General features: G+C 59.2%; 26 protein-coding genes and 1 tRNA gene. 9 read left to right on the top strand and 18 right to left on the bottom strand.

All coding sequences use genetic code 11. The features are described from left to right. Positions 1-491: 491 nt before the first annotated feature. The 4 genes from CUJ86_RS04985 to CUJ86_RS04970 all read right to left on the bottom strand — a co-directional run bounded on the left by CUJ86_RS04985 (position 492) and on the right by CUJ86_RS04970 (position 4,169). Positions 492-1,886 carry a hypothetical protein gene (locus tag CUJ86_RS04985; RefSeq protein ID WP_130646462.1) on the bottom strand — a complete coding sequence of 465 codons (1,395 nt, stop codon included), beginning with the start codon at positions 1,884-1,886 and terminating at the stop codon, positions 492-494. Then, positions 1,879-2,604: an ABC transporter ATP-binding protein gene (locus CUJ86_RS04980; RefSeq protein WP_130646461.1), complete on the bottom strand. Its 726-nt coding sequence runs from the start codon at positions 2,602-2,604 to the stop codon at positions 1,879-1,881. The genes CUJ86_RS04985 and CUJ86_RS04980 overlap by 8 nt, the downstream gene beginning before the upstream one ends. Before the next feature lie 345 nt (positions 2,605-2,949). Further along, positions 2,950-3,033, bottom strand: a tRNA-Ser gene (locus tag CUJ86_RS04975). A 50-nt stretch (positions 3,034-3,083) separates the two neighbouring features. Then, positions 3,084-4,169, bottom strand: coding sequence for a hypothetical protein (locus CUJ86_RS04970; protein ID WP_130646460.1), 1,086 nt, complete (start codon positions 4,167-4,169; stop codon positions 3,084-3,086). 28 nt (positions 4,170-4,197) lie between these two features. Here CUJ86_RS04970 and CUJ86_RS04965 point away from each other — a divergent pair, with 28 nt between their 5' ends. After that, positions 4,198-5,175, top strand: a complete 978-nt coding sequence (locus CUJ86_RS04965) for an archaeosine biosynthesis radical SAM protein RaSEA (protein ID WP_130646459.1) — start codon at positions 4,198-4,200, stop codon at positions 5,173-5,175. On the opposite strand, the gene CUJ86_RS04960 is transcribed toward CUJ86_RS04965, so the two are convergent. The 3 genes from CUJ86_RS04960 to CUJ86_RS04950 all read right to left on the bottom strand — a co-directional run bounded on the left by CUJ86_RS04960 (position 5,165) and on the right by CUJ86_RS04950 (position 8,067). Continuing rightward, positions 5,165-6,403, bottom strand: a complete 1,239-nt coding sequence (locus tag CUJ86_RS04960) for an ornithine cyclodeaminase (protein ID WP_130646458.1) — start codon at positions 6,401-6,403, stop codon at positions 5,165-5,167. The two genes, CUJ86_RS04965 and CUJ86_RS04960, sit on opposite strands and share 11 nt — an antisense overlap. A gap of 69 nt (positions 6,404-6,472) precedes the next feature. Beyond that, a complete protein-coding gene (locus tag CUJ86_RS04955) occupies positions 6,473-7,084 on the bottom strand; it encodes an NTP transferase domain-containing protein (RefSeq protein WP_130646457.1) in 612 nt (203 codons plus the stop codon). Further along, positions 7,072-8,067: a pyridoxal phosphate-dependent aminotransferase gene (locus CUJ86_RS04950; RefSeq protein ID WP_130646456.1), complete on the bottom strand. Its 996-nt coding sequence runs from the start codon at positions 8,065-8,067 to the stop codon at positions 7,072-7,074. Before CUJ86_RS04950 ends, CUJ86_RS04955 begins: the two co-directional genes overlap by 13 nt. Before the next feature lie 196 nt (positions 8,068-8,263). On the opposite strand from CUJ86_RS04950, the gene CUJ86_RS04945 reads away from it, so the two are divergent. The 4 genes from CUJ86_RS04945 (at position 8,264) to CUJ86_RS04930 (ending at position 12,019) form a co-directional block, all read left to right on the top strand. Next, positions 8,264-8,440, top strand: a complete 177-nt coding sequence (locus tag CUJ86_RS04945; protein ID WP_130646455.1) for a ribbon-helix-helix domain-containing protein — start codon at positions 8,264-8,266, stop codon at positions 8,438-8,440. 10 nt (positions 8,441-8,450) lie between these two features. Beyond that, positions 8,451-9,596, top strand: a complete 1,146-nt coding sequence (ftsZ, locus tag CUJ86_RS04940; protein ID WP_130646454.1) for a cell division protein FtsZ — start codon at positions 8,451-8,453, stop codon at positions 9,594-9,596. 361 nt (positions 9,597-9,957) lie between these two features. Continuing rightward, on the top strand, positions 9,958-10,821 hold the full coding sequence (locus tag CUJ86_RS04935; RefSeq protein ID WP_130646453.1) for a coiled-coil protein: 864 nt from the start codon (positions 9,958-9,960) through the stop codon (positions 10,819-10,821). Positions 10,822-10,879: 58 nt separating this feature from the next. Then, positions 10,880-12,019, top strand: a complete 1,140-nt coding sequence (locus CUJ86_RS04930) for a DUF373 family protein (RefSeq protein WP_130646452.1) — start codon at positions 10,880-10,882, stop codon at positions 12,017-12,019. Here CUJ86_RS04930 and CUJ86_RS04925 read toward each other — a convergent pair. The 9 genes from CUJ86_RS04925 to CUJ86_RS04885 form a co-directional block, all read right to left on the bottom strand. Further along, complete coding sequence (locus CUJ86_RS04925) at positions 12,009-12,455, bottom strand: hypothetical protein (protein ID WP_130646451.1); 447 nt, start codon at positions 12,453-12,455, stop codon at positions 12,009-12,011. The genes CUJ86_RS04930 and CUJ86_RS04925 overlap by 11 nt on opposite strands. 71 nt (positions 12,456-12,526) lie before the next feature. Further along, positions 12,527-12,802 carry a DNA-binding protein Alba gene (gene albA, locus CUJ86_RS04920; RefSeq protein WP_130646450.1) on the bottom strand — a complete coding sequence of 92 codons (276 nt, stop codon included), beginning with the start codon at positions 12,800-12,802 and terminating at the stop codon, positions 12,527-12,529. A gap of 25 nt (positions 12,803-12,827) precedes the next feature. Further along, complete coding sequence (gene asd, locus CUJ86_RS04915) at positions 12,828-13,844, bottom strand: aspartate-semialdehyde dehydrogenase (RefSeq protein WP_130646449.1); 1,017 nt, start codon at positions 13,842-13,844, stop codon at positions 12,828-12,830. A 401-nt stretch (positions 13,845-14,245) separates the two neighbouring features. Beyond that, positions 14,246-14,419 (bottom strand): DUF362 domain-containing protein, encoded by a 174-nt coding sequence (locus CUJ86_RS04910; protein WP_130646448.1) that lies wholly within the window; start codon positions 14,417-14,419, stop codon positions 14,246-14,248. Positions 14,420-14,480: 61 nt separating this feature from the next. Further along, complete coding sequence (dapB, locus tag CUJ86_RS04905) at positions 14,481-15,245, bottom strand: 4-hydroxy-tetrahydrodipicolinate reductase (RefSeq protein WP_130646447.1); 765 nt, start codon at positions 15,243-15,245, stop codon at positions 14,481-14,483. After that, positions 15,238-16,113 carry a 4-hydroxy-tetrahydrodipicolinate synthase gene (gene dapA / locus CUJ86_RS04900; protein WP_130646446.1) on the bottom strand — a complete coding sequence of 292 codons (876 nt, stop codon included), beginning with the start codon at positions 16,111-16,113 and terminating at the stop codon, positions 15,238-15,240. The genes dapB and dapA overlap by 8 nt, the downstream gene beginning before the upstream one ends. 9 nt (positions 16,114-16,122) lie before the next feature. Continuing rightward, complete coding sequence (locus CUJ86_RS04895) at positions 16,123-16,317, bottom strand: 30S ribosomal protein S17e (protein ID WP_130646445.1); 195 nt, start codon at positions 16,315-16,317, stop codon at positions 16,123-16,125. After that, a complete protein-coding gene (locus CUJ86_RS04890; protein WP_130646444.1) occupies positions 16,308-16,880 on the bottom strand; it encodes a thiamine-phosphate synthase family protein in 573 nt (190 codons plus the stop codon). Before CUJ86_RS04890 ends, CUJ86_RS04895 begins: the two co-directional genes overlap by 10 nt. Positions 16,881-16,912: 32 nt before the next feature. Continuing rightward, positions 16,913-17,461: an HDIG domain-containing metalloprotein gene (locus CUJ86_RS04885; protein WP_130646443.1), complete on the bottom strand. Its 549-nt coding sequence runs from the start codon at positions 17,459-17,461 to the stop codon at positions 16,913-16,915. 83 nt (positions 17,462-17,544) lie between these two features. Here CUJ86_RS04885 and CUJ86_RS04880 point away from each other — a divergent pair, with 83 nt between their 5' ends. Beyond that, the gene (locus tag CUJ86_RS04880; RefSeq protein WP_130646442.1) at positions 17,545-17,727 is read left to right on the top strand and encodes a hypothetical protein; all 183 of its coding nucleotides are present in this window, start codon (positions 17,545-17,547) and stop codon (positions 17,725-17,727) included. On the opposite strand, the gene CUJ86_RS04875 is transcribed toward CUJ86_RS04880, so the two are convergent. Both CUJ86_RS04875 and CUJ86_RS04870 read right to left on the bottom strand, forming a co-directional pair. Continuing rightward, positions 17,720-18,718, bottom strand: a complete 999-nt coding sequence (locus CUJ86_RS04875) for a DNA primase large subunit PriL (protein ID WP_130646441.1) — start codon at positions 18,716-18,718, stop codon at positions 17,720-17,722. The genes CUJ86_RS04880 and CUJ86_RS04875 overlap by 8 nt on opposite strands. Before the next feature lie 2 nt (positions 18,719-18,720). Beyond that, complete coding sequence (locus tag CUJ86_RS04870; RefSeq protein WP_130646440.1) at positions 18,721-19,464, bottom strand: DNA polymerase sliding clamp; 744 nt, start codon at positions 19,462-19,464, stop codon at positions 18,721-18,723. Positions 19,465-19,565: 101 nt separating this feature from the next. On the opposite strand from CUJ86_RS04870, the gene CUJ86_RS04865 reads away from it, so the two are divergent. Genes CUJ86_RS04865 through CUJ86_RS04855 form a run of 3 tightly spaced genes read left to right on the top strand, consistent with a single transcriptional unit; the run spans position 19,566 to position 21,606 of the window. Next, a complete protein-coding gene (locus tag CUJ86_RS04865) occupies positions 19,566-20,168 on the top strand; it encodes an RlmE family RNA methyltransferase (RefSeq protein WP_130646838.1) in 603 nt (200 codons plus the stop codon). Beyond that, complete coding sequence (gene moaA / locus CUJ86_RS04860; protein WP_130646439.1) at positions 20,155-21,033, top strand: GTP 3',8-cyclase MoaA; 879 nt, start codon at positions 20,155-20,157, stop codon at positions 21,031-21,033. The genes CUJ86_RS04865 and moaA overlap by 14 nt, the downstream gene beginning before the upstream one ends. A 60-nt stretch (positions 21,034-21,093) precedes the next feature. Beyond that, positions 21,094-21,606: a hypothetical protein gene (locus CUJ86_RS04855; RefSeq protein WP_130646438.1), complete on the top strand. Its 513-nt coding sequence runs from the start codon at positions 21,094-21,096 to the stop codon at positions 21,604-21,606.

Below are 21,606 nucleotides of genomic sequence, written 5' to 3'. Positions count from 1 at the left end.
GTAAGACCCGCTCTGTGTTTCCAGATGATGTGTCGTACATTCCCTCACCTCTCTGTTCCCCGGTTATCCGGCAGGAACGCCGTTCAGACATCCCGTATTTCGAAAGAATTCGTTCAGGGGGACAGGGCCGGCAGCATGCACGGGGAATTTTTCGCTCCGCCGGCCACCACCAACATAAGGACCTTATTAAGTCGAGATTTATAGATTTTCATTCGATTCATCAGGTTAATGAGGTTTATCTGACTTCACATCTGGCCGTTGCCATGAAACGCTATTTTCACCGGCACCCGCTTCCTGGCGGCGATGATCTGGCCGTTCGGCATGATCCCGGTTAAGCCGGCGGCGGGTGTGCAGAAACTGTTCCCGGCCAGCCTCCGCGATCAAAAAAATAACACGGGGTGGGCAGCATGCTCGCCGTGATCACTGGCGGAAGGAATGCAGTGGAGCACTCCACGGTGTCGATAGTCATGAGAAAAAAGGGAGAGATCCCCTCAGAACCCCGTGACCTCCCTGCCGTTCCACTTCACGATTCCCCTTTGCACGATCCCCCACCCGGCCGCGGGCAGCACCAGAGAGGCCATCGCATACCAGGGATTGATGAAAGAGAGGGTGATGAATACGACGAGCGGGACGCCGACGGCGAGGAGGTAGAGCACGAGCACGCGGGGGTCGTAGAGGAGGACGGACGGGGAGAGGCCGGTGAGATGGACCGTCACCCCAAGGCCGTAGAAGGAGACCGCAAGGCAGAGCGTCAGGGCCGGAAGAAGGTATGCCGCCTCCCCGGCGAGGACGGCAACAGCGGCGATGAAGACGGCCGGAACGACCTGGAGCAGAGCGAAGCCGCAGATCTTGCTCTTCAGGACGTCGGCGACGGCGAGGGGAAGGCAGGCGTACTGCCCGAAGGTCTCGAACATCGTGAGCCAGACATACATTGTCGATGCGATCACGCCGGTGAGGGCTGCAAACAGGAGGAGGATCCCGGACGCCGGGAGGAAGGGGCCGAGCAGCGAGAGGAAGAACCAGATGACCCCGAGGGGGAGGAGGAAGGAGAAGAGGGTCTGGCCGACGGCGCTGCCACTCCGGAGAAGGTCGATGCAGTCCTTGGCGGCGAGGACCGGGTACGGGAAGACGGAGAGCCGTTGAGCGATTGGCGTGAGCAGGTCTGTATAGTGCTTCACCCTCGCCGCCGATTCGGGCCGCGTCAGGAGGACGGCGAGGACGGTCGGGACGACAACGAGGGTGCACGCCGCAAGCAGCGTCATCCACGAGAAGGAGCGGAAGAGGGCCGGCGGGAGGAAGAGCGTGAGGCCGGCGAGGTGCGCCGCATACGCAGCAACAGCGAGGAGTATGAAGACGGCGGCGAACACCCGCTTCGAGCGGGTGTAGACCATCGAGAGGAAGAATGCCGCCGCCAGGCCGGTGAGGAAGGAGAGGGAGAGCGTGAGCAGGAGGAGCGCCGGCACCGCCGGGGGGATGCCGACAAAGGGCGCGGCGAGGGCGAACCCCATAACAAAGGGGAGCACCCAGAGCACGAAGTAGTAGAGCGTGTCCTTTGCCACGAAGTGTGCGAAGATGCAGCGCTCGGAGAGGGGGAGCGCGCGGGCAGAATAGGCGAGGCTGCTCGCCTCCCCGAACCGACGCTCCATCACCTCGTTCATGAGCAGGCCGAACGCCCCGATCATGAGGCCGAGCAGGAGGAAGAGGGCATGGGTGATCAGGGCGAGGTCGCCAAACGGGAGGAGCGGCCGGATCAGGGGGAGGAGGAACGAACCCATGAAGGCGGTGGCGCAGATCAGCACCGGGTAGAGGGCGAAGCTGAGGCTCCCGAAGATCGTGGAGTGGACCCGCCACTCCTCCTTCATCATGGCGACGAAGAGTTCAAGCATGTCCGCCCGTCCTGACCAGTGAGAGGAAGTAGTCCCCGAGGTGCCGCCCCTCGCCGATGACACCGGCCACCTTCCCGGTGGAGAGGAGTTCACCCCTGTGGAGGACGGCGAAGTCCGAACAGATCTCCTCGGCGATCTCCAGGATATGCGTGGAGAGGAAGATGGTGTTGCCCTCCTTCACGTAGCCGGCCAGGAACTCTTTCACCCGCTCCTGCATGATGGGGTCGAAGTTGATGAGCGGTTCGTCGATGAGGGCGAGCACCGGGCGGTGGAGGAAGGCCTGCGCAAACATCAGTTTCTGCCGGGTGCCCCGCGAGAGGTCCTTGCAGAGTACGTGGCGCTTGTCCCCGAACTCCAGGTAGTCGAACCACCACGCCATCCCCTCCTCGACGTCAGGGATCCGCCTGATCGACCCGACAAGGCGGAGGTACTCCTCGGGGGTGAGGAAACTGGGGGGGGTCTCCTGCTCAGGGATGATCCCGACCAGTGAACGCACCCCCACGGGGTCGGAGGCGACGTCGCGGCCAAGCACCGTCGCCGTGCCGCTCGAGGGCCGGATCTGGCCGGTCAGGAGTTTGATCATCGTGGTCTTCCCTGATCCGTTGGGGCCGAGAAGCCCGAAGAGCGCCCCCTGCTCGACCGAGAGGGTTACGCCGCCCAGTGCGGTGGTGTCCCCGTAGACCTTCGTGAGGTTCCTGGCATCAAGTATGGCGGTCACGTCTTTTCTCTCCGGATCCAGATGGATATTCGAGATTCATCAATGTTTTCAAAAGATCCTTGAAAAAAGGGGGCAGAGAAGATCGGATGGTTTTTGTATTGTTTGATGTAGTGGTGTCGCCTTTTCACCACCTCACCCCAATTCGAGAGTTTTCAATGGGGGATCAAACGCTGATACAGGCACATCCTGACCATAGGGACAGGCGTCCAGATCAAGCATGCCCAGGAGATCGTTTTCACCGGGCGGACAATCGGAGGCACCGATCGACCATCATCGAGGCACAACACAGAGACCCAGAATAGCGAAATTTACCGATTTCACTGGAGAACGGAACAAAAACAAAGACGCCGGGAGGGAGATTTGAACTCCCGAGGTGCGGACACCAGCGGCTTTCAAGGCCGCCGCCTTACCGGTCTAGACTATCCCGGCCCGTCATATATAGTTGCATCGGGCTGTAAAAAAGATGTGGGTCGGCGTTCTTACCGGCGCCTGAACAGCAGGAGGGCACCCAGGGCCGCAGGCACGCTCCAGAGGGGGAGGGGGCTCTCGGTCGTGGTCGGTACCGGATCGCCGAACCGTTCCGCAACTGAGGCATCCACTGCGACTGATTTCACGTTCTTCCCGGTGATCACCGCCCGCCCGCTCTCGGTATAGAGCTGCGGATAGACCTTCACATAGACCGTGCCTCCCCGCGCCTGCAGGGTGATCTGCTCGGGGGCGGAGGTGCCCTGGTTGTTCACCATCGTCCGACCGCCGCTCTCATCGATATACTCCACCACCCAGTCGATCCCTGAGGAAGTGGTGATCGTCACCGGCCCTCCAAGCGTCTCGACCACAAAATAGGCCGGTGTACTCCTGGATGCCTGCGCCGCCGCCGAGTAGGTCGGCCCCTCCGCAGGGGTCGCCGCCGTCGTCGGGGCGACGGTCACGATCCCGCCGGTGACCGTGAAATCCACGCTCCAGACATAGCTCGTATTGTCCATCAGCCCGGCCACATACCGCCCGCCCTGGGTGATCGGCACCTCCTGCGAGAAGGCGCCGCCGGTTGTGGCGATCCAGCGCGGACCATAGACATTGGCGCCGCCCGGACCGGTCACACTGAGCTGGATCCCGGCGTCACCAAGCCCTTTCACCGACCCTGCCACGAGCAGGGTGCCGTCATAGGCCTGCGAGAGGGGGGAGGTGATCGTCAGATCGGCGGTCCGGTTCACGATCGTCAGGATCACCGGTTTTTTCGTCCCCCCGAAGATCCCATCGCCGCTCTCGGCAATCTCTATCGAATACGTGCCGCCCTTCAGACCATCGGTCTGGAAGGTGACCGAGAAGGATCCATCGGCCTGGAGGACCACCTGCTGTCTGGCAATCTCAGATTTTGCATAGGTGGTGTCATAAAAGACCACTTCGAAGGCGTAGCCGGGACTTGCCCCGGTGGTGGTGCCGACCACCTCAAGGGGTTGCCCCTCGTTCACCGACTTCGGGATGTCCATATAGACCTGCGCCGCCGATGCCTGCCCGACGAGCAGGAGAGAGAGGAGGCAGAGCAGGGGCAATACGATCCTTTTCATACTGAGATGATCAACGAATGAGGTGTTAATGGTATCTGTTGAGCCTGAAAAACCACTCGCAGCCTGGACGGGAAAAGACCGATACGACGGCGAGATACTGAATTCTCTCACGATCATCTTCAAGAGCGGGGGATGCTCCTACCGGCAGTGCCTGATGTGCGGCTACCGCTTCGAAGGGCATTTCGGGGCTTCCCCTGAGGAGGTCCTCCGCTCGTTGCGGGGGCAGCTGGCCTGGATCAGAGAGCGCTACGACCTCCCGGCCATCGGCATGATCAAGATCTTCACCTCAGGGAGTTTCATGGACCCTGCCGAGGTGCCCCCCGCCTTCAGGGAAGAGGTCGCCCGCGCCTTCGCCGGAAAGGTCGTGGTCATCGAGACCAGACCAGAATATGTGGACGCAGAGGCGCTGGAGTCTATGCGCCGGGAGATCGGGACCCCCCTCCACGTGGCCATGGGGCTCGAGACCACCGACGACGCCATCAGGGAGAAGTCGATCAGGAAGGGTTTCACCTTCGCCGACTTCATTGCCGCCTCAGAGCGAGCCCGTGAGGCCGGAGTCGGCGTCAAGGCCTACCTCCTCTTAAAACCCCTTTTCCTCACCGAACAGGAAGCGATCGACGACATGATTCGCTCGATTGCCGGGGTCACCCCCCACTGCGGCATGATCTCAATGAACGCCTGCACCGTCCAGAAGGGCACCGAACTGGAACGCCACTGGCGCCGGCACGCCTACCGCCCCCCCTACCTCTGGAGCATCCTGGAGGTGCTCGAAAAGGCCAGGACTGACGTCCCGATCTTCTGTGATCCCGTCGGCGGCGGCTATATCAGGGGCCCGCACAACTGCGGAAAATGCGATCGTGAGATCGTCGCCGGGATCAACGAGTTCGCCCTCACCGGCGACGTCGAACTGGTCCGCGCCCTCCTCGAGATGGAGTGCGGCTGCAAAAGAGAGTGGGAGTATGTGCGGGAGCATGAACGCCCCTGGTGCATGCCCCTCACACGCTGAACGTTTTTGCGTACTCGTCCAGTTTCTTCGCCAGCATCGGGAAGAAGGTGCCGGCATCAGAGACCACACCGATCGCCTGTGTGGTGCCGCGGTCCATCAGTTTGGTCACCGAGGCCGGGTTGATGTCCACACAGATCGTCCGCACCTGCGAGGGCAGGCAGTTGCCAACCGCCACTGAGTGGAGGAGGGTGGCCACCATCAGCACCATGCCCGCATCCCGCAGGTGCCGGCGCATGGTGTCCTGGGCCACCATCACATCGGTGATCACATCCGGGAGGGGGCCGTCGTCCCGGATCGAACCCGCCAGCACATAGGGCACTTTATTGCAGACACACTCGTACATCACCCCGCCGGTGATCACACCCTTCTCAACGGCACTCCGGATCGAGCCCGCCCGCATCACCTCAGAGATCGCATAGATATGGTGCTTGTGCCCACCGGTGACATTCTTCGCCGTCCTGATGTCCATACCGAGTGAGGTGCCGAAGAGGTTGGACTCGATGTCATGGGTGGCCAGGGCGTTGCCGGCCAGAACAACATCGATATACCCCTTCCTGATGATCTCGGCAAGCGCCGGACCGCCGCCGGTGTGGATGATCGCCGGACCGCCGACGAGCACGACCTCCTTTCCACCGCGTTTGATGTCGATGATCTCCCGGGCGATCTGCTCGATGAGGGTCTCGGACGGACGTTCGGGCGAGACCGTGCCGTGCATGAACTCAAACCGCCCCCCCTCCCTGGGCCGCTCCGGGTAGTCCACCTTCACACCGTCTTCACCAACAACAACCAAATCGCCTTTCTTCAGTTTGGAGAGGGGAGTGCAGCAGGCCCGTTTTTGTTCTTTATCGACGACCAGGATACAGTCCATCTCAAGGAATTCAACCGGTATCCACTCGCCGCCCACCTTCACCTGCGTGGGGTGATTGGTCGTTGAGTAAAAGCCCTTCGGGACGATGCGGTCGCCTTCAGCGGGCACCAGGGCGGCATCCGCCACGATCGGATAATGTGCCCCCAGCCTGAAGACCTCGGAGAGGATCAGGTCGAGCTGCTCCTCCGTTGGAGCGGCGATCCGGAGGCGGGCATAGCTCGGATCGGTCTTCTGTTTCCCCACATCAAAGACCAGGATCTCAAAGTTGCCCCCCATGTCCATGACCTGGTCCATCACCTTCGTCATGATGCCGGAATCGATGATATGCCCTTCCAGTTCAATCTCCCGGGACATCTGCATGTCTAGATATCGGCGGGGGGAACTTAATATGGTTTGCTCAGGATAAAAATGGGATTTTTAATGGCTGAATCAACCGTTCAGCCCGTTTGTGTCCGGACAGAGGGCGCGCTCGGCGCGGGCGAGGTCCTGGGGGGTGTTCACATTGAATCCAAGGCCCGGTTCTTCGATGAGGAGGCGGAATTCGGGCTGTTCCTGGTCGATCCGCCCACCGTCCAGGATGTTCACGCCCGCCGGGCAGGCAGGCACGCCATGGACCATCTCCTGGTAGGAGCAGCGGAGCGCTGATCCATTGCAGAGGGATGCGGGCACCCAGGTGGAGAGCGCCGGCATCCCTGTTCCGGCATGGGCGTCCAGGATCCTCCCGACGATCCCCGGGGTGATGCAGGGGATGTCTGAGACCGAGGTGAGGATGGGTCCGTCCGCATCGAGCGACCCCGCCGCCTCGACGATATCTTCAACATACCCCCTCCCGGCCGCAGGATACTGATCGATCCCGTTGACCCGGCACCAGTTCCGGGTATACGGGGTACGCGGCGAGGTGACGACGACCACATCGCACCCCGTAGCGGCGAAGGCACCGACGACTCGCTCGATCATCGGTCGCCCGCAGACAAGCACCAGGGGTTTTTCCCCCATCTGCAGGCGGGAGCCCTCGCCGCCGGCAAGGATCAGGGCAAGCATGCCGAGAGCGCCTCAATCAACTGCCTGTTCTCTTCTTCGGTACGCACGGCCACCCTGATAGCCGAAGGGAGACCGAAGGATGCGCAGTCCCGGACCAGGATTCCCCAATCGAGTAGGGATGCCGCAAGGTCCGCCGCCCTGAACGGGAGGTCGACGAGCAGATAGTTCGTCGAAGACGGACGGGGGGGGAGACCCAGCGCCCGGAGACGATCGCTCAGGCGTTCCCGTTCGATACAGATGCGCCGCCTTGATTCCGCCAGATCTTCGTAATGGTCCAGCGCCGCACGGGCGTATACCTCAGAGAATGCGTTCACCGTCCATGGGAGGCGTCTCCTCTCCATCACGGCGACCAGATCGGGATCCCCGAACCCGAAACCAAAGCGCAGTCCGGGCACGGCAAACGACTTGGTGATCGAGCGTGAGACAAACAGTGCGGGGTGGCGGATCTCGGATACACTCATCCCGGGATCAGAGAGTTCGATAAAGGCCTCATCGACAAAGAGGCACTGGTCATCCCGGAGACCGTCAAGAATCGCCAGAATATCATCTTTTGACGTCAGCTCCCCGTCCGGGTTGTTGGGGTTGCAGAGAAACCGCACCCTGGCGCCGGAGGCTTCGGAGAGCAGCACACCGCCGGCAAGGCGCACGGACATCGCATACTCCCCGAATGTCGGTTGCGGAATATATACGCCGTCGCCGGGGGAGAGCACCGAGGCGCAGTATGACCGTATCACCTCCACTGAACCATTTCCCACGGTGATCTCGGCCGTATCCCTCTGAAAAATCCGAGAAATTCCCTCCTTGAGGTCCTCGTAACAATCGTCGGGATAGGCACCTGCCTCTTCGAGGTCAAATTCGATCCGGACATCGGGAGGAAAAGGATTGAGGCTTGCACTGAAATCAATGAAATCTCGTCCTGTCCGTTTTCGATGCCGGAGGAGGGCCCCGCCGTGAATAACCTTTTCTGGAGTAATATGAGACATATCCACCGATATAACGCACAATTTCAATTCCATGTCATATAAGAATACGCCTCCCCCAAATTACAAATAGATACATTTAAATCCCATGGACGAGTTAATTCATTCATCTGGTTCAGAGATCAGACATAAAGCATCTTTCTGTCTGACAAAAGGCATACAATTGTCTGCCAGATGTCAGATACACCCGAGGCAGAAGATGGAACGGATCACGATCAGACTTCCCAGGCAGCAGGTCGATATGCTCCAGCGACTAGTCGATGGCGGCGAATTCCCCACCGTGTCAGAGGCGGTACGGCACGCAGTACGGGAGCTTATCGAAAAGCGCGGTGATCGAGCTCTGCGGGAGAGCGACCAGGTGTCTTTCAAGGTTTAGGAGGATATGGATGCAGTCCTTTATCAACGATGCAATTAGGAATGCCGAAATTGAAAAAGTACGGAACACGGACGGGATCATTGGAGATGAGGATGATTTCCTCGGCCAGCCCCGGATTGTTATTGTCGGTTGTGGCGGTGCCGGCAACAACACCATCAACAGACTTCACCACATGCAGGTCTCGGGTGCAGAGACCATTGCGGTGAACACCGACAAACAGCACCTGGACATGATCCAGGCCGACAAGCGCGTTCTTATCGGTAAATCCCTCACAAAGGGTCTTGGTGCAGGTGGTTTCCCCGATGTCGGCAAACGCGCCGCTGAAATGGCGAGACCAACCCTCGAAAAACTGCTTGAGACTGCAGACCTCTGCTTTATCACTGCAGGCATGGGCGGCGGAACCGGCACCGGCGTTGCCCCGGTGGTCGCTCAGATTGCAAAGGAGCAGGGCGCAATCGTCGTGGGAATGGTCAGCTACCCCTTCCAGGTCGAAAAGGCCAGACTTCTCCGCGCTGAAGAGGGACTTCAGCAGTTTTCAAACAACGCCGACTCGGTCATCGTGCTCGATAACAACCGTCTCATCAATTACGTCCCGAACCTTCCCCTCGGGCAGGCCTTCTCGGTGATGGACCAGCTCATCGCCGAGACCGTGAAGGGCATCTCTGAGACGATCACCCAGCCCTCCCTCATCAACATCGACTATGCCGATGTCAGGGCCATCATGAGCAAGGGAGGCGTCGCCTGCATGCTTGTCGGCGAGAGCAAACAGCAGAACAAGGCGGAAAGCGTCGTCCACGAGTGCCTCTCACACCCGCTCCTGGACATCGATTATCGCGGCGCCACGGGCAGTCTCATCCACATCACCGGAGGCGGCGACCTCACCATCAAGGACGCCGAGGAGATCGCCACTTCACTCACCTATGAACTCGACCCCCATGCGGATGTGATCTGGGGCGCACGCATCAACAATGATTATGAGGGCAAGGTCAGAGTCATGGCCATCATGACCGGCGTCCAGAGCGCACAGATTCTGAGCCGTAGCAACACCTCATTCCAGTCGTCTCCCCAGCGCGCCCCGATGCCCACACCCCGGAGCGCACCGCAGCGGTCCTTCAGCGGCGACCGACCGAGCGGTCACCTGATCGATTTCCTCTAACTCCTTTTTTTGCCCCGCCCACAGGCGCGGAGGCACATTCATCCTGAAAATATCACCAGGACAGCCATTTCGGCATCGGCACCTGCGAAAATATTAAGAATGGGGATATCCCAAATAATTAGAAATCCTGGTATAAACCACCGCGGACCACCACGGTCAGGGATGCGGCGGCAGGAGGGTATCGGAGTTGAACGCCATGAACAGCATTGAGACCACACGAACGGGACACACCATCCTGTCCGGTCAGATATCTTTTGTTGGGTCAATTTTCATTGTTTCAACCCCGATTCCTGCGAGCATTTCCATGCACAGCAGCGGTGGCGCCTATACACTGGTACCGAGATTTGAGGAATGGTAGAGCATGTTGGATGAACTGATCGAAAAGAGAAAGAAAGCACTTGCCGAGTCTGAACAGCACAAAAACAGGCGTAACGAGCTGAACGCCACAGCCAGCACCCACGCCCGTGAGCGCAACACCCTCAATGGCCAGACCCGGGAGTTTGTCGAGGAGGCCCAGAAGAACAAGGAGCTCCGCGACCAGTACAACAAGGAGGTTCAGGATCTCAAGGAGAAGCGCAACGAACTCAACGCCCAGGCAAACGAATACTTTGAAGAGATCGAGTCCTTCAAGAAGGACCATTCGGCCTTCACCAAGAGTTCAAGCATCAAGGAACTCCAGCGGCAGATCGAGTCGATGGAATTCCGGCAGCAGACCGAGGTCTTCTCCACCGAGAAAGAGCGCGAGCTCATCGACAAGATCAAGCACCTGAAGGCCTCCATCAAGGACCAGGAGGACGAACTTGAGCAGAACAAGGAACTCAAGACCAAACTCCAGGCCGCGCGCGACCTCCGCAAGGAGGCCTCTGACATCCATGAGAGGGTAACCGAGATCGCAGAACTCGCCCAGAAGCACCACGACCTGATGGTGGAGTTCTATCGCAAGGCCGATCAGTCGCGTGAGGCAGCCGATGCCGAGCACAGGAGCTTTGTCGAGGCACAGGAGGCGGCGGACGAGGAGCACAAGGCATTCATTGCCTGCCAGAAGGAGCTGCGCGATTACGACAAGGTGATCTCCGGACTGCGGACGAAGAAGCAGCGGACCAAGGTGACCAAGGAGCAGCGGCAGGTCAGGCAGGAGGCCGAGCGGATCTTCCAGCTCTTCAAGGGCGGCGAGAAGCTCACGACCGAGGACATCCTCCTCCTGCAGCGCTCCAAACTTATCTAATACTTTTTTCTAATGCTTCTGGCAATTATTTATTAGTTTGAAGATAATTCTCTAACAGATGGTCGGTGAAAGCACCCTCATCCTCTGCATTGACCGTGATGATGATCTCGGCTTCAAGGCAGGACTGAATAGTCCGGTGATCGGACGCCAGGAATGTCTCAATGCAGCGAATGCCCTCGCACTTGCCGACCCGGAGGAGTCCGACGTCAACGCAATCTTCCAGGCCGTCAAGACCTATGACGAACTCGTCGCCCGCGGCGAGGAGGCCGAGGTTGCGCTCGTGACCGGCGACCATATGCATATGCTCGAGGGGGACCGGCGGATCGGTGCGGACATCGATTATATCGTGGAGAAGACCGGTGTAACCTCCTGCATCCTCATTTCAGATGGGGCTGAAGACGAGTATGTGCTCCCGATCGTGGCGTCCCGCCTCTCCATCAGCAGCATACGGCGGGTGATCGTCACCCAGATGCCCAACCTCGAAGGCACCTACTATATCATCAAAAAACTCCTCGACGACCCGAAGATCTCCCGCATGGTCCTGATACCGATCGGTCTTGCGATGCTGATCTATGCGACCGCATACCTCTTCGGGTATCCCGAGGCAGCGACCTTCGTCGTCGTCGGAGCGCTCGGGCTCTATATCCTGCTCAAGGGACTCGGATTCGACGAGTTCTTCAGTTATTCCATCACGTCGCTGCAGGTGGCACTCAGGAGGGGACGGGTGACCTTCGTGGCATATATCGCCGCCATCCTGCTCACGATCGTCGGGATCATCGTCGGCCTCTACAACCTGCTGGTCTTCTACAGTGACGAAGGCGTGCTCTTTTATCTGCTCACCTTCACCTATGGCGCCGTGGGCTGGTTCACCGCCGCCGGTCTGATCGCATCCATCGGACGGATCATCGATATCTACCTCAACGAGATCCACGACCTCGGGCGGGTGATCGTGCTCCCGTTCTTCATCGGCGCCATAGGGGTCATCGTCTACGGGGTGAGCATCTACATGCTCTCCCTCGCCAATATCCAGAACAACCCCTTCCAGAATATGCTGGGCATCCAGTACGCCGTCTTCGCCATGATCGGGGGTCTGGTGCTGGCTTTCTTCGGCGTTTACCTCCAGTCGGTCGTAAACCGCTGGATCGAGAGTCGGGAAAAAGAGGAAGAAAAATCAAAGAAAAGGGCGGTTACACCCTGAAATACCCCATCCCTCTCGGGAAATCCGTCGTGTTTGTGAAGGTTCTGGAATCCTGCGGCGATGTGACCGTCAGGACGGGCACCGCCACCCCGAACTCATGTTTCGGGAACCAGTAGGCACCCTCACCATAATCCAGACCCGCGCCAGGGACCAGGAGGACCGCATGCTCCATGTCGATCTCAAGGATCTCGGCGTTCTTAAAATTGGCGATATCAATCACTTTTGTTCGCAGATCGCTCATTCCAAGGAAATGCACCAGGATCTGAATGCCCTCGTCGATGGTGTAGGTGAGGGTCACCGTTGCATTCTCGTTTTCAAGCGCCACATCAACGGATGTCACCGTGATATAACTGTACCTGCCGTCCGTCGCCGCCGCGGGGGCGACAACTACAGAGAGGATGAGGAGGAGTGCGCACAGGTGCGCCAGGTACTTCATGGCTCAATCGTCTGGAAAGAAGGACATATAGCCTTTCTGGTCAGGGAAAAAAGTGGGTTTCTGGAGCACGATCAACGCATTTGAGAGAGAATGATCTCAATGCTGGATACGTTGGTCTTGCCCGTGTCCGTATCGATCATCTCTGTGGACGTATAGATGTCCTTCTTGTTCACCCCTTCCAGAAATCGATTGATGGCGATCTCCGCCGTATCGACCGCCCTCGAGATTGCCTTGCCGCGTGCCTTGATTGCCACTTCCTCTGCGCCGTTGTTGAACTGGGTAACCACTGCGAGAACGTAGTTCATGACCGGCTTGTTTCCGACGAATACTGTGTTGTCCTTCAACATTGTCCACCTCTCTGCCGATGGTCTATCAGAGATACTTCTTCTTATAGATTAATTCAGCGTTCAGTACCGATGCACCCGCCGCCCCGCGGATGGTGTTGTGCCCGAGGGCGGTGAAGCGGAGCCCCTCTCTGAGGCGTCCGACCGACACCGTCATCCCGTTGCCCCGATTTCGATCGAGGCGGGGCTGAGGCCGGTCAGGCTGCTCCAGGTATTCGACAGACCGCTCTGGCTGGGTCGGTAGCCCGGAGAAGGGGGCGGCATAAGAGCGAAATGCCTCTTTCACCTCGTCGATAGGGCGGTCGATGTCTACCCAGACCGAGAGGGTGTGACCGTCGATGACCGGCACCCGGTTGCAACAGGCGCTGACCGTGAAGGGAGCGGGTTCGATCTCCGAACCGTTCAGCGAGCCCATGATCTTCCGTGGTTCGGTCGCCATCTTCTCCTCCTCGCCGCCGATATAGGGGACGACATTGTCGTAGATCTCCATCCCGGCCACCCCCCTGAAACCGGCACCCGAGATCGCCTGCAGCGTGGCCACCTGCACCGATGAAAACCCGAACGTCCTGAGCGGTTCGAGGGCAAGGGTGAGCATAATCGTCGAGCAATTCGGATTGGTGACGATAAAACCGTCCCTCCCCCGCTCATGCTGGAGATCGATCAGCCCGAGGTGATCGGGGTTCACCTCCGGGATGACAAGGGGGACGTCGGGGTCCATCCGGTGCGAACTGGCGTTCGAGCAGACACCGACACCGGCGGCGGCCGCCTCCTCCTCAATGCCTCTCGCCACATCGGCGGGGAGGGCCGAGAAGACCAGGTCACACTCTTTCACCGCATCGACCGTGGTAGGGGACACCGTCAGGTCCCCGATCTCCTCGGGAAAGGGGACGTCAAGGCGCCAGTTGACGATGTCGGCATAACGCTTCCCGGCGCTGCGCTCTGAAGCGGTCAGGACCTGGAGGGAAAACCAGGGATGACCGGCTAACATCTGAACGAATCTCTGGCCTACGGCCCCGGTAGCACCAAGAATTCCAACGTTAATCATAGATAACATACCTATAGCCAAAGGTTTATTAAAAGGTTCGTTTTTTTGGAAAGCCGGAAAGATTCAGGATTGAAAAATCACAATTTGAGCCATTGAGATGGCCAGATGTGACATATAATAGAAATTAATGATTTAATATCCAAATAATCCACATATAAACGTTTAATCTGCGCAAAAGTCCAGTTAAACTTCGGGATAGAAAACACCGGAGAATACCTTGATCAGGGGGAAGACACACGAGTCATGACCAGGACTCAGGTCCAATCGCACGTTCTCTGCCCGGGAGACAGGGCAGCAAAGGAACAAAAACCTTAAAATAAAGCCATACAGGATGGGAAAAACAGCTCCGGGATAAAAGACGGGGCAGGGCATGTGGCCCGATTGCCCCGGTCGAGAAACTCTTATTCCATGTGGATTGCGCCGGAGGGGCAGACGTCGACACAGGTGCCGCAGTCCACGCACTTGTCATTGTCAATGATGGCGATGCCGTCCTCCATGGTGATGGCCTCAGACGGGCACTCGTCCACACAGCTCTCGCATCCAACACAGAGATCAGCGTCAACAATTGCAACCATGATATTCTCCTCCCATCATGTTCTCAAAAAAAAGGGAAATAGGTTTCGATACTACCGCTCTTCACTGGAGACCGAGAACATCGTTCATCGAATAGATGCCGGGTTCTTTCCCGACCACCCATCCCGCTGCCCGCACCGCCCCGCGTGCAAAGACGGCGCGGTCATAGGCGCGGTGCGAGAGCTCGAGCACCTCGTGGTTGCCCGCAAACATCACCGTATGGTCGCCGACGATGTCCCCGCCGCGGACCACATGCACACCGATCTCGTCCCCTCTCGGGGCGATCCCCTCCCGTCCGTAGACGCGGGTGTGCGGGCCGCGTTCGGCGTCCAGGATATCCAGGATCGTCGTTGCCGTCCCACTCGGCGCATCCTGCTTGTAGCGGTGATGGGCCTCGGTCACCTCGATGTCATAGTCGGGCGGCACCCGCCGTGCGGCCTCACGGATCAGCGCCCAGAAGAGGTTGACCCCGACACTGAAGTTGCTGGAGATAACGGCCGGCACATGCCCCTCAACGGCGGTCCGGATCTCCTCCTGCTGGTCGGGTGAAAAACCAGTCGTTCCGACCACCAGGGCGATCCCCCGCTCCGACGCCGCCCTGATGTTCCCGACGGCAGCGGCGGCGATCGTGAAATCGATGATCACGTCCGGCCGGACATCATCGAGGAACGCACCCATCCGTTCCGCCGCCGCTACCGGCACGCCATAGAACGAACCCTCCTTCACATCCACACCACCGACGAGGTCCATGTCCGGGGATTCGGAGACGATCCCGCCGATGACCATACCCATGCGGCCGAGTGCGCCGCAGACAACCACCTTACTCATACTGCCTCAGCACCTCTTCGAGCACGCGCACCTTCTCATCTTCCAGTTCGTCCAGCGGGAGGCGGACCGGACCGGCCGCCATGCCGCGGAGACCCGCCGCCCTCTTCACCGGGATCGGATTGGTCTCGATGAACATCGCCCTGAAGAGCGGGGCGAGTTCGTAGTGGATATGCCGGGCTGCCGGCAGGTCACCGCGCACAAACGCCTCAAAGAGCGCCACCATTCTTGCGGGCTCGATATTTGCCGCCACCGATATCACACCGTGCGCACCGAGGGCGAGCATGGGCAGGGTGAGGGCATCGTCACCGGAGAGAACGGAGAAATCCTTGTCCCTCGTTCCTTCGATGATCCTGGAAACCTGCTCGAGGTTCCCGCTCGCTTCCTTGATCCCGGCGATTCCCGGATGATCGGCCAGTTCGATGACGAGATCTGGCGTCAGGTTCTGTCCGGTCCTACCCGGTACATTGTAGAGCACGATCGGGATTTCAAGGTCGGCAAGGGCGGAAAAATGCTTCACCAGCCCGGAGCGGTTCGGCTTGTTGTAGTACGGACTGATGACCAGGGCACCGTCGGCACCGATATCGCGTGCCGCCTTCGTAAACCGGATCGCCTCGGCGGTATTGTTCGAACCCGTGCCGGCAAGCACCGGCACCCGCCCTCGGGCGGCGTCCACCGCCGCACCGATCACCAATTCATGCTCCTCAAATGTCAGGGTCGCAGACTCGCCGGTGGAGCCGCAGGGTACGATCCCGTGGACTCCGGCAGAGATGAGATACTCGATATTTATGCGGAGTCCGTCGAGATCAAGGCCTCGTTCCGGATCCCGCAAAAAAGGAGTAATGATCGCTGGGTACACTCCCTCAAACATGTAGACGAGTTACACAGAGGGCTTTTTAGTATTTTGCTTTCGTGTGATGTAGCCAGCGACTCTGTTCAGTACGCGCTTCGAATCGATGATCGCAACCTCGGCGACGACCTGCTTGTTCTCGGTGAAGTCTCCGGTGAACCGGCCGGCGTTCTTCGCCATCAGTTCCTCACCAAGACTCTTGATATATGTCGGCTTTATTCCCATTCGCACCTATCCCACGAATTTGTATTTTTAATGCGACCTGACACTTTAAGAATATTATGTGCTATCTCCACCGGATCTTCGGCCAGAATCCGGATCATCGGCTCCTTGCCGACGGCGCCCCGGTCATAGATGATATCAGGCACCCCCGTCTTGCAGCAGGAGGCGACACCCCAGTCCATCGTCCTGATGCCGGGGGGTTCCTGCGCGCGGTCGAAGTACCTGATGTCAAGCATCATCTCCTCGAGTTCATGGAGGATCGGTTCGGCGAACCTGATGTTTGCCGCCGCACGCACCCTGGGATCGAAACGCATTGCCGTCAGCACGATCCGTGCCACATGGTCGCTCGCACCGAAGGCGATCTCACCGACCGGATGGACCGCACCCCCGAGACGGACGATCCGCCCCTGGACCGCCGCCACCTCATCCGGTTCCCTGGCACCCTCGAGGGCATAGGCGATGTTCGTTCCGACCTCCGGGATGAGGCAGGGGTCCATGCCGGTGCGGATGAGGTCGAGGGCCGCGGCGAGGCGCCCGACCACCCTGTCCCGCTCTTCATCGCTCATGGGAGATCCACTCGTCCGGGGGACGGATAATCCTACCGCAGCCCGAGTTCCGTCTTCACCGAGACGACTGAGGCAATGGCAATGGCATAGAGGTCATCGGCGTCGATGAAGGCGGTGGCCGCCGCAATCCGGTCCCGGTCGCATCCGGCCGCAAACGAACGGTCCTTCAGTTTCTTCCGGACGCTCCTCGGGCTGACCTCCTCCACCGCACCACCCTTCACCAGGGCGCAGGCGATCACAAGTCCGCTGATACTATCGGCGGTCTGGAGGCAGAGGTCCAGTCGCGATGTGTAGGGGGCGTGGAGGAGGTGGTTGTGCCGTTCCACGGCGGAACAGATCTTTTCGTCGATCCCCTCCCGCCCGAGGATCGCCGCGCCCTCAGGGCCATGCCGCTCCATGTCGCCGTCGACGACCTCGTAATCGATGTCATGGAGAATGCCGATCGTCTCCCAGAGGTCGGCGTCCTCGTCCAGACGGTCGGCCAGAGCGCGCATCACCGCTGCCGTGGCGATGCAATGGTTCCTGAGCGAGGGGGAGGAGACATAGCGGTCGAGGAGATCCAGTGCTCCTTTCCGGTCCATACAACAGAGATCCCGCCCGTCCAGAAAAGGCTGGCGGTTCATGGGAGAAGAGATATAGGGAGAGCGAAGAAACAGATGGGTATATGGATCCCCGTCTTCTTGATGTGATCACCGGTGTTGGAAGCCTGCTTGTCTTCATCGCCATGCTCATCGTGCTGCCGTCGATGATCCCGGGCAGCCTCGGCATCGCCTATATCCTTGCCCTCATCATCTTCATGGTCCTGATGAGCGGCGCAGGGTATATCATCAACGATAAGATTACCTGAGCCCTTTTTTCTCGGCCAGCCATTTTTTTCGCTTATAATAGGAGAGCGGGTGGTTCACCCGTTCGCAGAGGGCGTCGCGGTTGACACAGAGACCATGCGTCCGCATCGTCCCGCACATCGGCGCGGTATATTCGGTGCCCGAACTTCCCGAGATGTGCTCGACCTGGTAAAGGGTCATGCCGACATCGAAATCGGGTGCGCGCTGGAAGACCTCGACGATCTGGTCAGTCGTTAGACCGATATTGTGCAGGAATGCGGTCAGGGCGAACCTGCCGACATGGGGGAGATTGGTGCCGGCGGTGACGGCGCCGATGAGGGCGGCGATGCAGGGGGGGAAGGACGACTCGTCCACCTCGCCAAACTCCTCAAGCGCCCGTTGCTGGAGCGCCGCCGCTATCGTGTCGGTATAGGTCGAGAACAATCGGCACTGTGATTCGGGCACAGGGAGCGGGAGACGCTCCTTCATGATCAGCCGCATCCTCTCGGCCACGAGTTCCTGGACCTCGCCGCGCAGGAGGGAGACCTGCCCGTTCACCACGCAACGGTTCACCAGGCGCCAGCGGTCGTCGCGGAGCTGGCCGACCAGTTCAACGTAGGCGATGACCGGGAGGCTGCCGCCGTCCGGGTCGATGCCGAGGGCCCGCCCGACGAGTGCGGCGGTCTCCTCCTCCTCGACCACATACCGGGCATGGGAGCGCCGACTCTCATACTGGACAAGACGATCGATGAGCAGGCGGTCGCCAAGGCAGGAGACGAGCATGCGGGCGAGCACATAGGTGATGAGGTCCTCCCGTGCGTCCCGCCCATAAAAGGTCATTTCCGGGGGTTTTTTCTGCATCAGTGCATCTGTTACGCGCCGGACTGCCGCTTCCAGCAGAGAGGCCTTTTTTTCCGACTTCAGGACGAGTTCAAGGGATACATCGGCGCTTCGAAGGTAAATCTGCGCCTCTTCCAAAAAAGGGTATTTTGCGAGGTCCTGAATATCGACCATATTCAGTCGGCTTCGATCCTCGGGGCAAGCAGATATTCGACGCTGCCCTTGCCTTCGGAAAGGGCGAAGATGAACTTCACGGGATGATCGATGCCCAGGGCGATCACCACCTTCTCGGCGCGGCCCATCACCTTCCCCATGTCCTTGAGGTAGTCGAGGGAGAAGAGCGAGCGGGCGTCGGCAGACGTGAGGGAGATGAGCTGGTCGCTGCCGAGTTCGAGCCTGATGTGATCGGTGTCGCCCTCTGCGACCATATAGAACAGGTCCGCCGCCGGGTCGATCCCGAGGGCGATCTTGTCGGAGACCACGTCGGCCGCCTTGATCGCCGACGAGAGTGCACTGCCGGCGATCTCGATACGGCCAGGGAGCTCGATGTTGGGCGGGCTCGGGTCCTTCCTGATGGTATTGACATCCAGGAGGGTGACCGAGTAGCGGTAGCTTCCGAAGGAAACCTCCAGCTTCTGACTGCCCTCGGGAAGCACCAGGGAGAGCATATCCCCGCGTCCCATCATACCGATGATGTTCTTCATCTTGGCGATGTCGATCCCGAGCTCTTCAGGGGTTGCCTCATACGTCTCGAACGCATCCTTATTCAGCTCAAGGGACACCATGGCCACATTTGCGGTATCGACGGCGCGGGCCTTCAGCCCGTTGCCATCGACGTGGAGACGGCATTCGGTCACCAGTGCGGACACGGCATCGATCATCTCCCTGAAGGTTTCTGCATCAATCGTTGCTTTTAACATTACAAACCCCTTAATAGACTCTATTATACATTATATCATGATATTTTTTATTCTATCTGGTATGTGCACAGAATACTGCCGGGTTGAACGGGAAAAAAGACATGACATCACAATGGACACGAGATAAATACTATACGAAGGCGATGAAGGAGGGGTTCAGGGCCCGGGCCGCCTATAAACTCCTCGACATCCAGCGACGGCACCCGGTGATCAGGGAGGACGATACGGTCGTCGACCTGGGGGCTGCCCCGGGGAGCTGGCTCCAGGTGCTGCGGACGCTCTCGAAGGGAACGATCATCGGTGTTGACCTCAACCCGATCGCACCCCTGGAGGGGGTGACGACCATCATGGGGGACTTCACCGATCCCCTGGTCCAGGAGCGTGTGCGTGAACTCGCCGGCGGACCGGTCTCGGTGGTGACCTGCGACGCCTCCCCCAAACTCTCGGGGGCGACCAGTTACGATCAGGCGCGGGCGATCGCCCTCGGGGAGGAGGCCCTCGCCTTTGCGGTGAACGTGCTCAAGGAAGGGGGAAATTTCATCTGCAAATCCTTCCAGGGTGAAGATTTCCCCGAGCTGTATGCAGAGGTGAAACGGCATTTTCTGGCGGTGAAGACCTACCGTCCGTCCGCCTCGCGTCGGGGGAGCAGAGAGGTATACATCATTGCCAAGAATTTCAGGAGAGAGAAGAATGGTGCTCTATGACGATTACGGCCGCCCGGTGACGAACCTGCGCATCAGCCTCACCCCCCACTGCAACCTCAGGTGCATCTACTGCCATGCGGAGGGCGAGAAAGAGCCGGAAGGCGAGATGAGCCTCGAGGAGATCACGGAGATCCTGAATATCGCAAAGAAGATCGGGATCAGGAGCGTGAAGTTCACCGGCGGGGAACCCCTGCTCAGAAAGGATATCGTTGAGATTGTCCGCGCCGTTCCCGAGGGGATCGAGTCCTCGCTGACGACCAACGGCACCCTCCTCGCCCCGATTGCAGGCGATCTCAGGGAGGCGGGACTGGCGCGGGTGAATATCAGCCTGGACACCCTGAACCCGGAGCGCTACCGCCGGATTGCCGGACGGGACCTGCTGCCGCAGGTGCTTGAGGGGATCCACGCCGCCGTCGATGCCGGTCTGACACCGGTGAAGCTGAATATGGTGCTGCTCAAGGGGATCAACGAGGACGAGATCGAGGATTTCCTCGCCCTGGTCAGGGACAACAGGCACCTGATCCTCCAGGTGATCGAGCTGATGGAGTTCAACGAGTGCTCGATGCACGGGGATGTCGACCGCCTGGAACACGAGATTGCGGAGCAATCAAAGGAGATCATCACCCGCCGGATGCACCACCGCAAGAAATACTGCCTGGACGGCGCCGAGGTGGAGGTGGTCAGGCCCCTCCACAATACCGAGTTCTGCGCCTATTGCAACCGTCTCCGGGTCACATCGGACGGCAAACTCAAGCCCTGCCTCCTGCGCACCGACAACCACATCGATATCAGGGGCAAACACGGCGCCGAACTTGAGGCCCTGTTTGAGAAGGCCGTGAAGTGCCGGGAACCCTTCTTTAAATAATTCATTCTTTTTGTGCCTGAATCAGATGCTATTAAAGGGTTCAGGCGTATACCCGATTATATGAATGCGCTTCTCGAAGACGAGTATTTCCGCGTACTGATACGGTATTATGAAAAGTCCCTCATCCTCGAGGATCCAAGCGATTTTCAGCCGGTGCTCTGGTTCCACTACATGGACGCCCTGGCCCACCTCGAGTATACCCTCAACACCTTCGCCTTCAACTACCAGTCGCCGAAGAATATGATGAGCAGGGAGTACATGCGCTACCGCCTGGATGAGGAGAAGAAGGACGAGAGACCGCTCTTCCCCGGGTTCATCAACTGGCTCAAGAAGGAGAAGCCGGAGAAGTTCGAGTCCCTCCCCATGCTCTGGCGCCTCATCCACGACGAGGAGAACGTGGCGAGCTACCGCTCGTTCAGGATCGCCCTGGACCCATCCAGCATGCGCCCGATTCCGGCCCCCTTTTTCCGGGACGCCGTCGAGGAGTTCTTTGCTCCGGCCCTGCTCAAGAGCATGTATAACGGGGCATCCCTTGCGACGCTCTTTGAAGAATACAAACAGAGCATCGCCTGA

Origin of the sequence: Methanofollis fontis (genome assembly GCF_004297185.1) — an archaeon.
Classification (GTDB): domain Archaea; phylum Halobacteriota; class Methanomicrobia; order Methanomicrobiales; family Methanofollaceae; genus Methanofollis; species Methanofollis fontis.
This window is presented reverse-complemented; position numbering and strand designations above follow the sequence as displayed.

What these genes read in the sequence shown, in the direction of transcription:
- CUJ86_RS04965 (WP_130646459.1), top strand. Translation starts at nt 4,198, where the DNA reads ATGGTATCTGTTGAGCCTGAAAAACCACTCGCAGCCTGGACGGGAAAA.
- CUJ86_RS04935 (WP_130646453.1), top strand. Translation starts at nt 9,958, where the DNA reads ATGTTGGATGAACTGATCGAAAAGAGAAAGAAAGCACTTGCCGAGTCT.
- CUJ86_RS04930 (WP_130646452.1), top strand. Translation starts at nt 10,880, where the DNA reads ATGGTCGGTGAAAGCACCCTCATCCTCTGCATTGACCGTGATGATGAT.
- albA (WP_130646450.1), bottom strand. Translation starts at nt 12,802, where the DNA reads ATGTTGAAGGACAACACAGTATTCGTCGGAAACAAGCCGGTCATGAAC.
- CUJ86_RS04955 (WP_130646457.1), bottom strand. Translation starts at nt 7,084, where the DNA reads ATGCTTGCCCTGATCCTTGCCGGCGGCGAGGGCTCCCGCCTGCAGATG.
- CUJ86_RS04865 (WP_130646838.1), top strand. Translation starts at nt 19,566, where the DNA reads ATGACATCACAATGGACACGAGATAAATACTATACGAAGGCGATGAAG.
- moaA (WP_130646439.1), top strand. Translation starts at nt 20,155, where the DNA reads ATGGTGCTCTATGACGATTACGGCCGCCCGGTGACGAACCTGCGCATC.
- CUJ86_RS04925 (WP_130646451.1), bottom strand. Translation starts at nt 12,455, where the DNA reads ATGAAGTACCTGGCGCACCTGTGCGCACTCCTCCTCATCCTCTCTGTA.
- CUJ86_RS04875 (WP_130646441.1), bottom strand. Translation starts at nt 18,718, where the DNA reads ATGGTCGATATTCAGGACCTCGCAAAATACCCTTTTTTGGAAGAGGCG.
- CUJ86_RS04890 (WP_130646444.1), bottom strand. Translation starts at nt 16,880, where the DNA reads ATGAGCGATGAAGAGCGGGACAGGGTGGTCGGGCGCCTCGCCGCGGCC.
- ftsZ (WP_130646454.1), top strand. Translation starts at nt 8,451, where the DNA reads ATGCAGTCCTTTATCAACGATGCAATTAGGAATGCCGAAATTGAAAAA.
- CUJ86_RS04880 (WP_130646442.1), top strand. Translation starts at nt 17,545, where the DNA reads ATGGATCCCCGTCTTCTTGATGTGATCACCGGTGTTGGAAGCCTGCTT.
- CUJ86_RS04970 (WP_130646460.1), bottom strand. Translation starts at nt 4,169, where the DNA reads ATGAAAAGGATCGTATTGCCCCTGCTCTGCCTCCTCTCTCTCCTGCTC.
- dapA (WP_130646446.1), bottom strand. Translation starts at nt 16,113, where the DNA reads ATGTTTGAGGGAGTGTACCCAGCGATCATTACTCCTTTTTTGCGGGAT.
- CUJ86_RS04870 (WP_130646440.1), bottom strand. Translation starts at nt 19,464, where the DNA reads ATGTTAAAAGCAACGATTGATGCAGAAACCTTCAGGGAGATGATCGAT.
- CUJ86_RS04960 (WP_130646458.1), bottom strand. Translation starts at nt 6,403, where the DNA reads ATGCAGATGTCCCGGGAGATTGAACTGGAAGGGCATATCATCGATTCC.
- CUJ86_RS04885 (WP_130646443.1), bottom strand. Translation starts at nt 17,461, where the DNA reads ATGGACCGGAAAGGAGCACTGGATCTCCTCGACCGCTATGTCTCCTCC.
- CUJ86_RS04950 (WP_130646456.1), bottom strand. Translation starts at nt 8,067, where the DNA reads ATGTCTCATATTACTCCAGAAAAGGTTATTCACGGCGGGGCCCTCCTC.
- CUJ86_RS04895 (WP_130646445.1), bottom strand. Translation starts at nt 16,317, where the DNA reads ATGGGAATAAAGCCGACATATATCAAGAGTCTTGGTGAGGAACTGATG.
- CUJ86_RS04985 (WP_130646462.1), bottom strand. Translation starts at nt 1,886, where the DNA reads ATGCTTGAACTCTTCGTCGCCATGATGAAGGAGGAGTGGCGGGTCCAC.
- CUJ86_RS04910 (WP_130646448.1), bottom strand. Translation starts at nt 14,419, where the DNA reads ATGGTTGCAATTGTTGACGCTGATCTCTGTGTTGGATGCGAGAGCTGT.
- CUJ86_RS04945 (WP_130646455.1), top strand. Translation starts at nt 8,264, where the DNA reads ATGGAACGGATCACGATCAGACTTCCCAGGCAGCAGGTCGATATGCTC.
- dapB (WP_130646447.1), bottom strand. Translation starts at nt 15,245, where the DNA reads ATGAGTAAGGTGGTTGTCTGCGGCGCACTCGGCCGCATGGGTATGGTC.
- CUJ86_RS04855 (WP_130646438.1), top strand. Translation starts at nt 21,094, where the DNA reads ATGAATGCGCTTCTCGAAGACGAGTATTTCCGCGTACTGATACGGTAT.
- asd (WP_130646449.1), bottom strand. Translation starts at nt 13,844, where the DNA reads ATGATTAACGTTGGAATTCTTGGTGCTACCGGGGCCGTAGGCCAGAGA.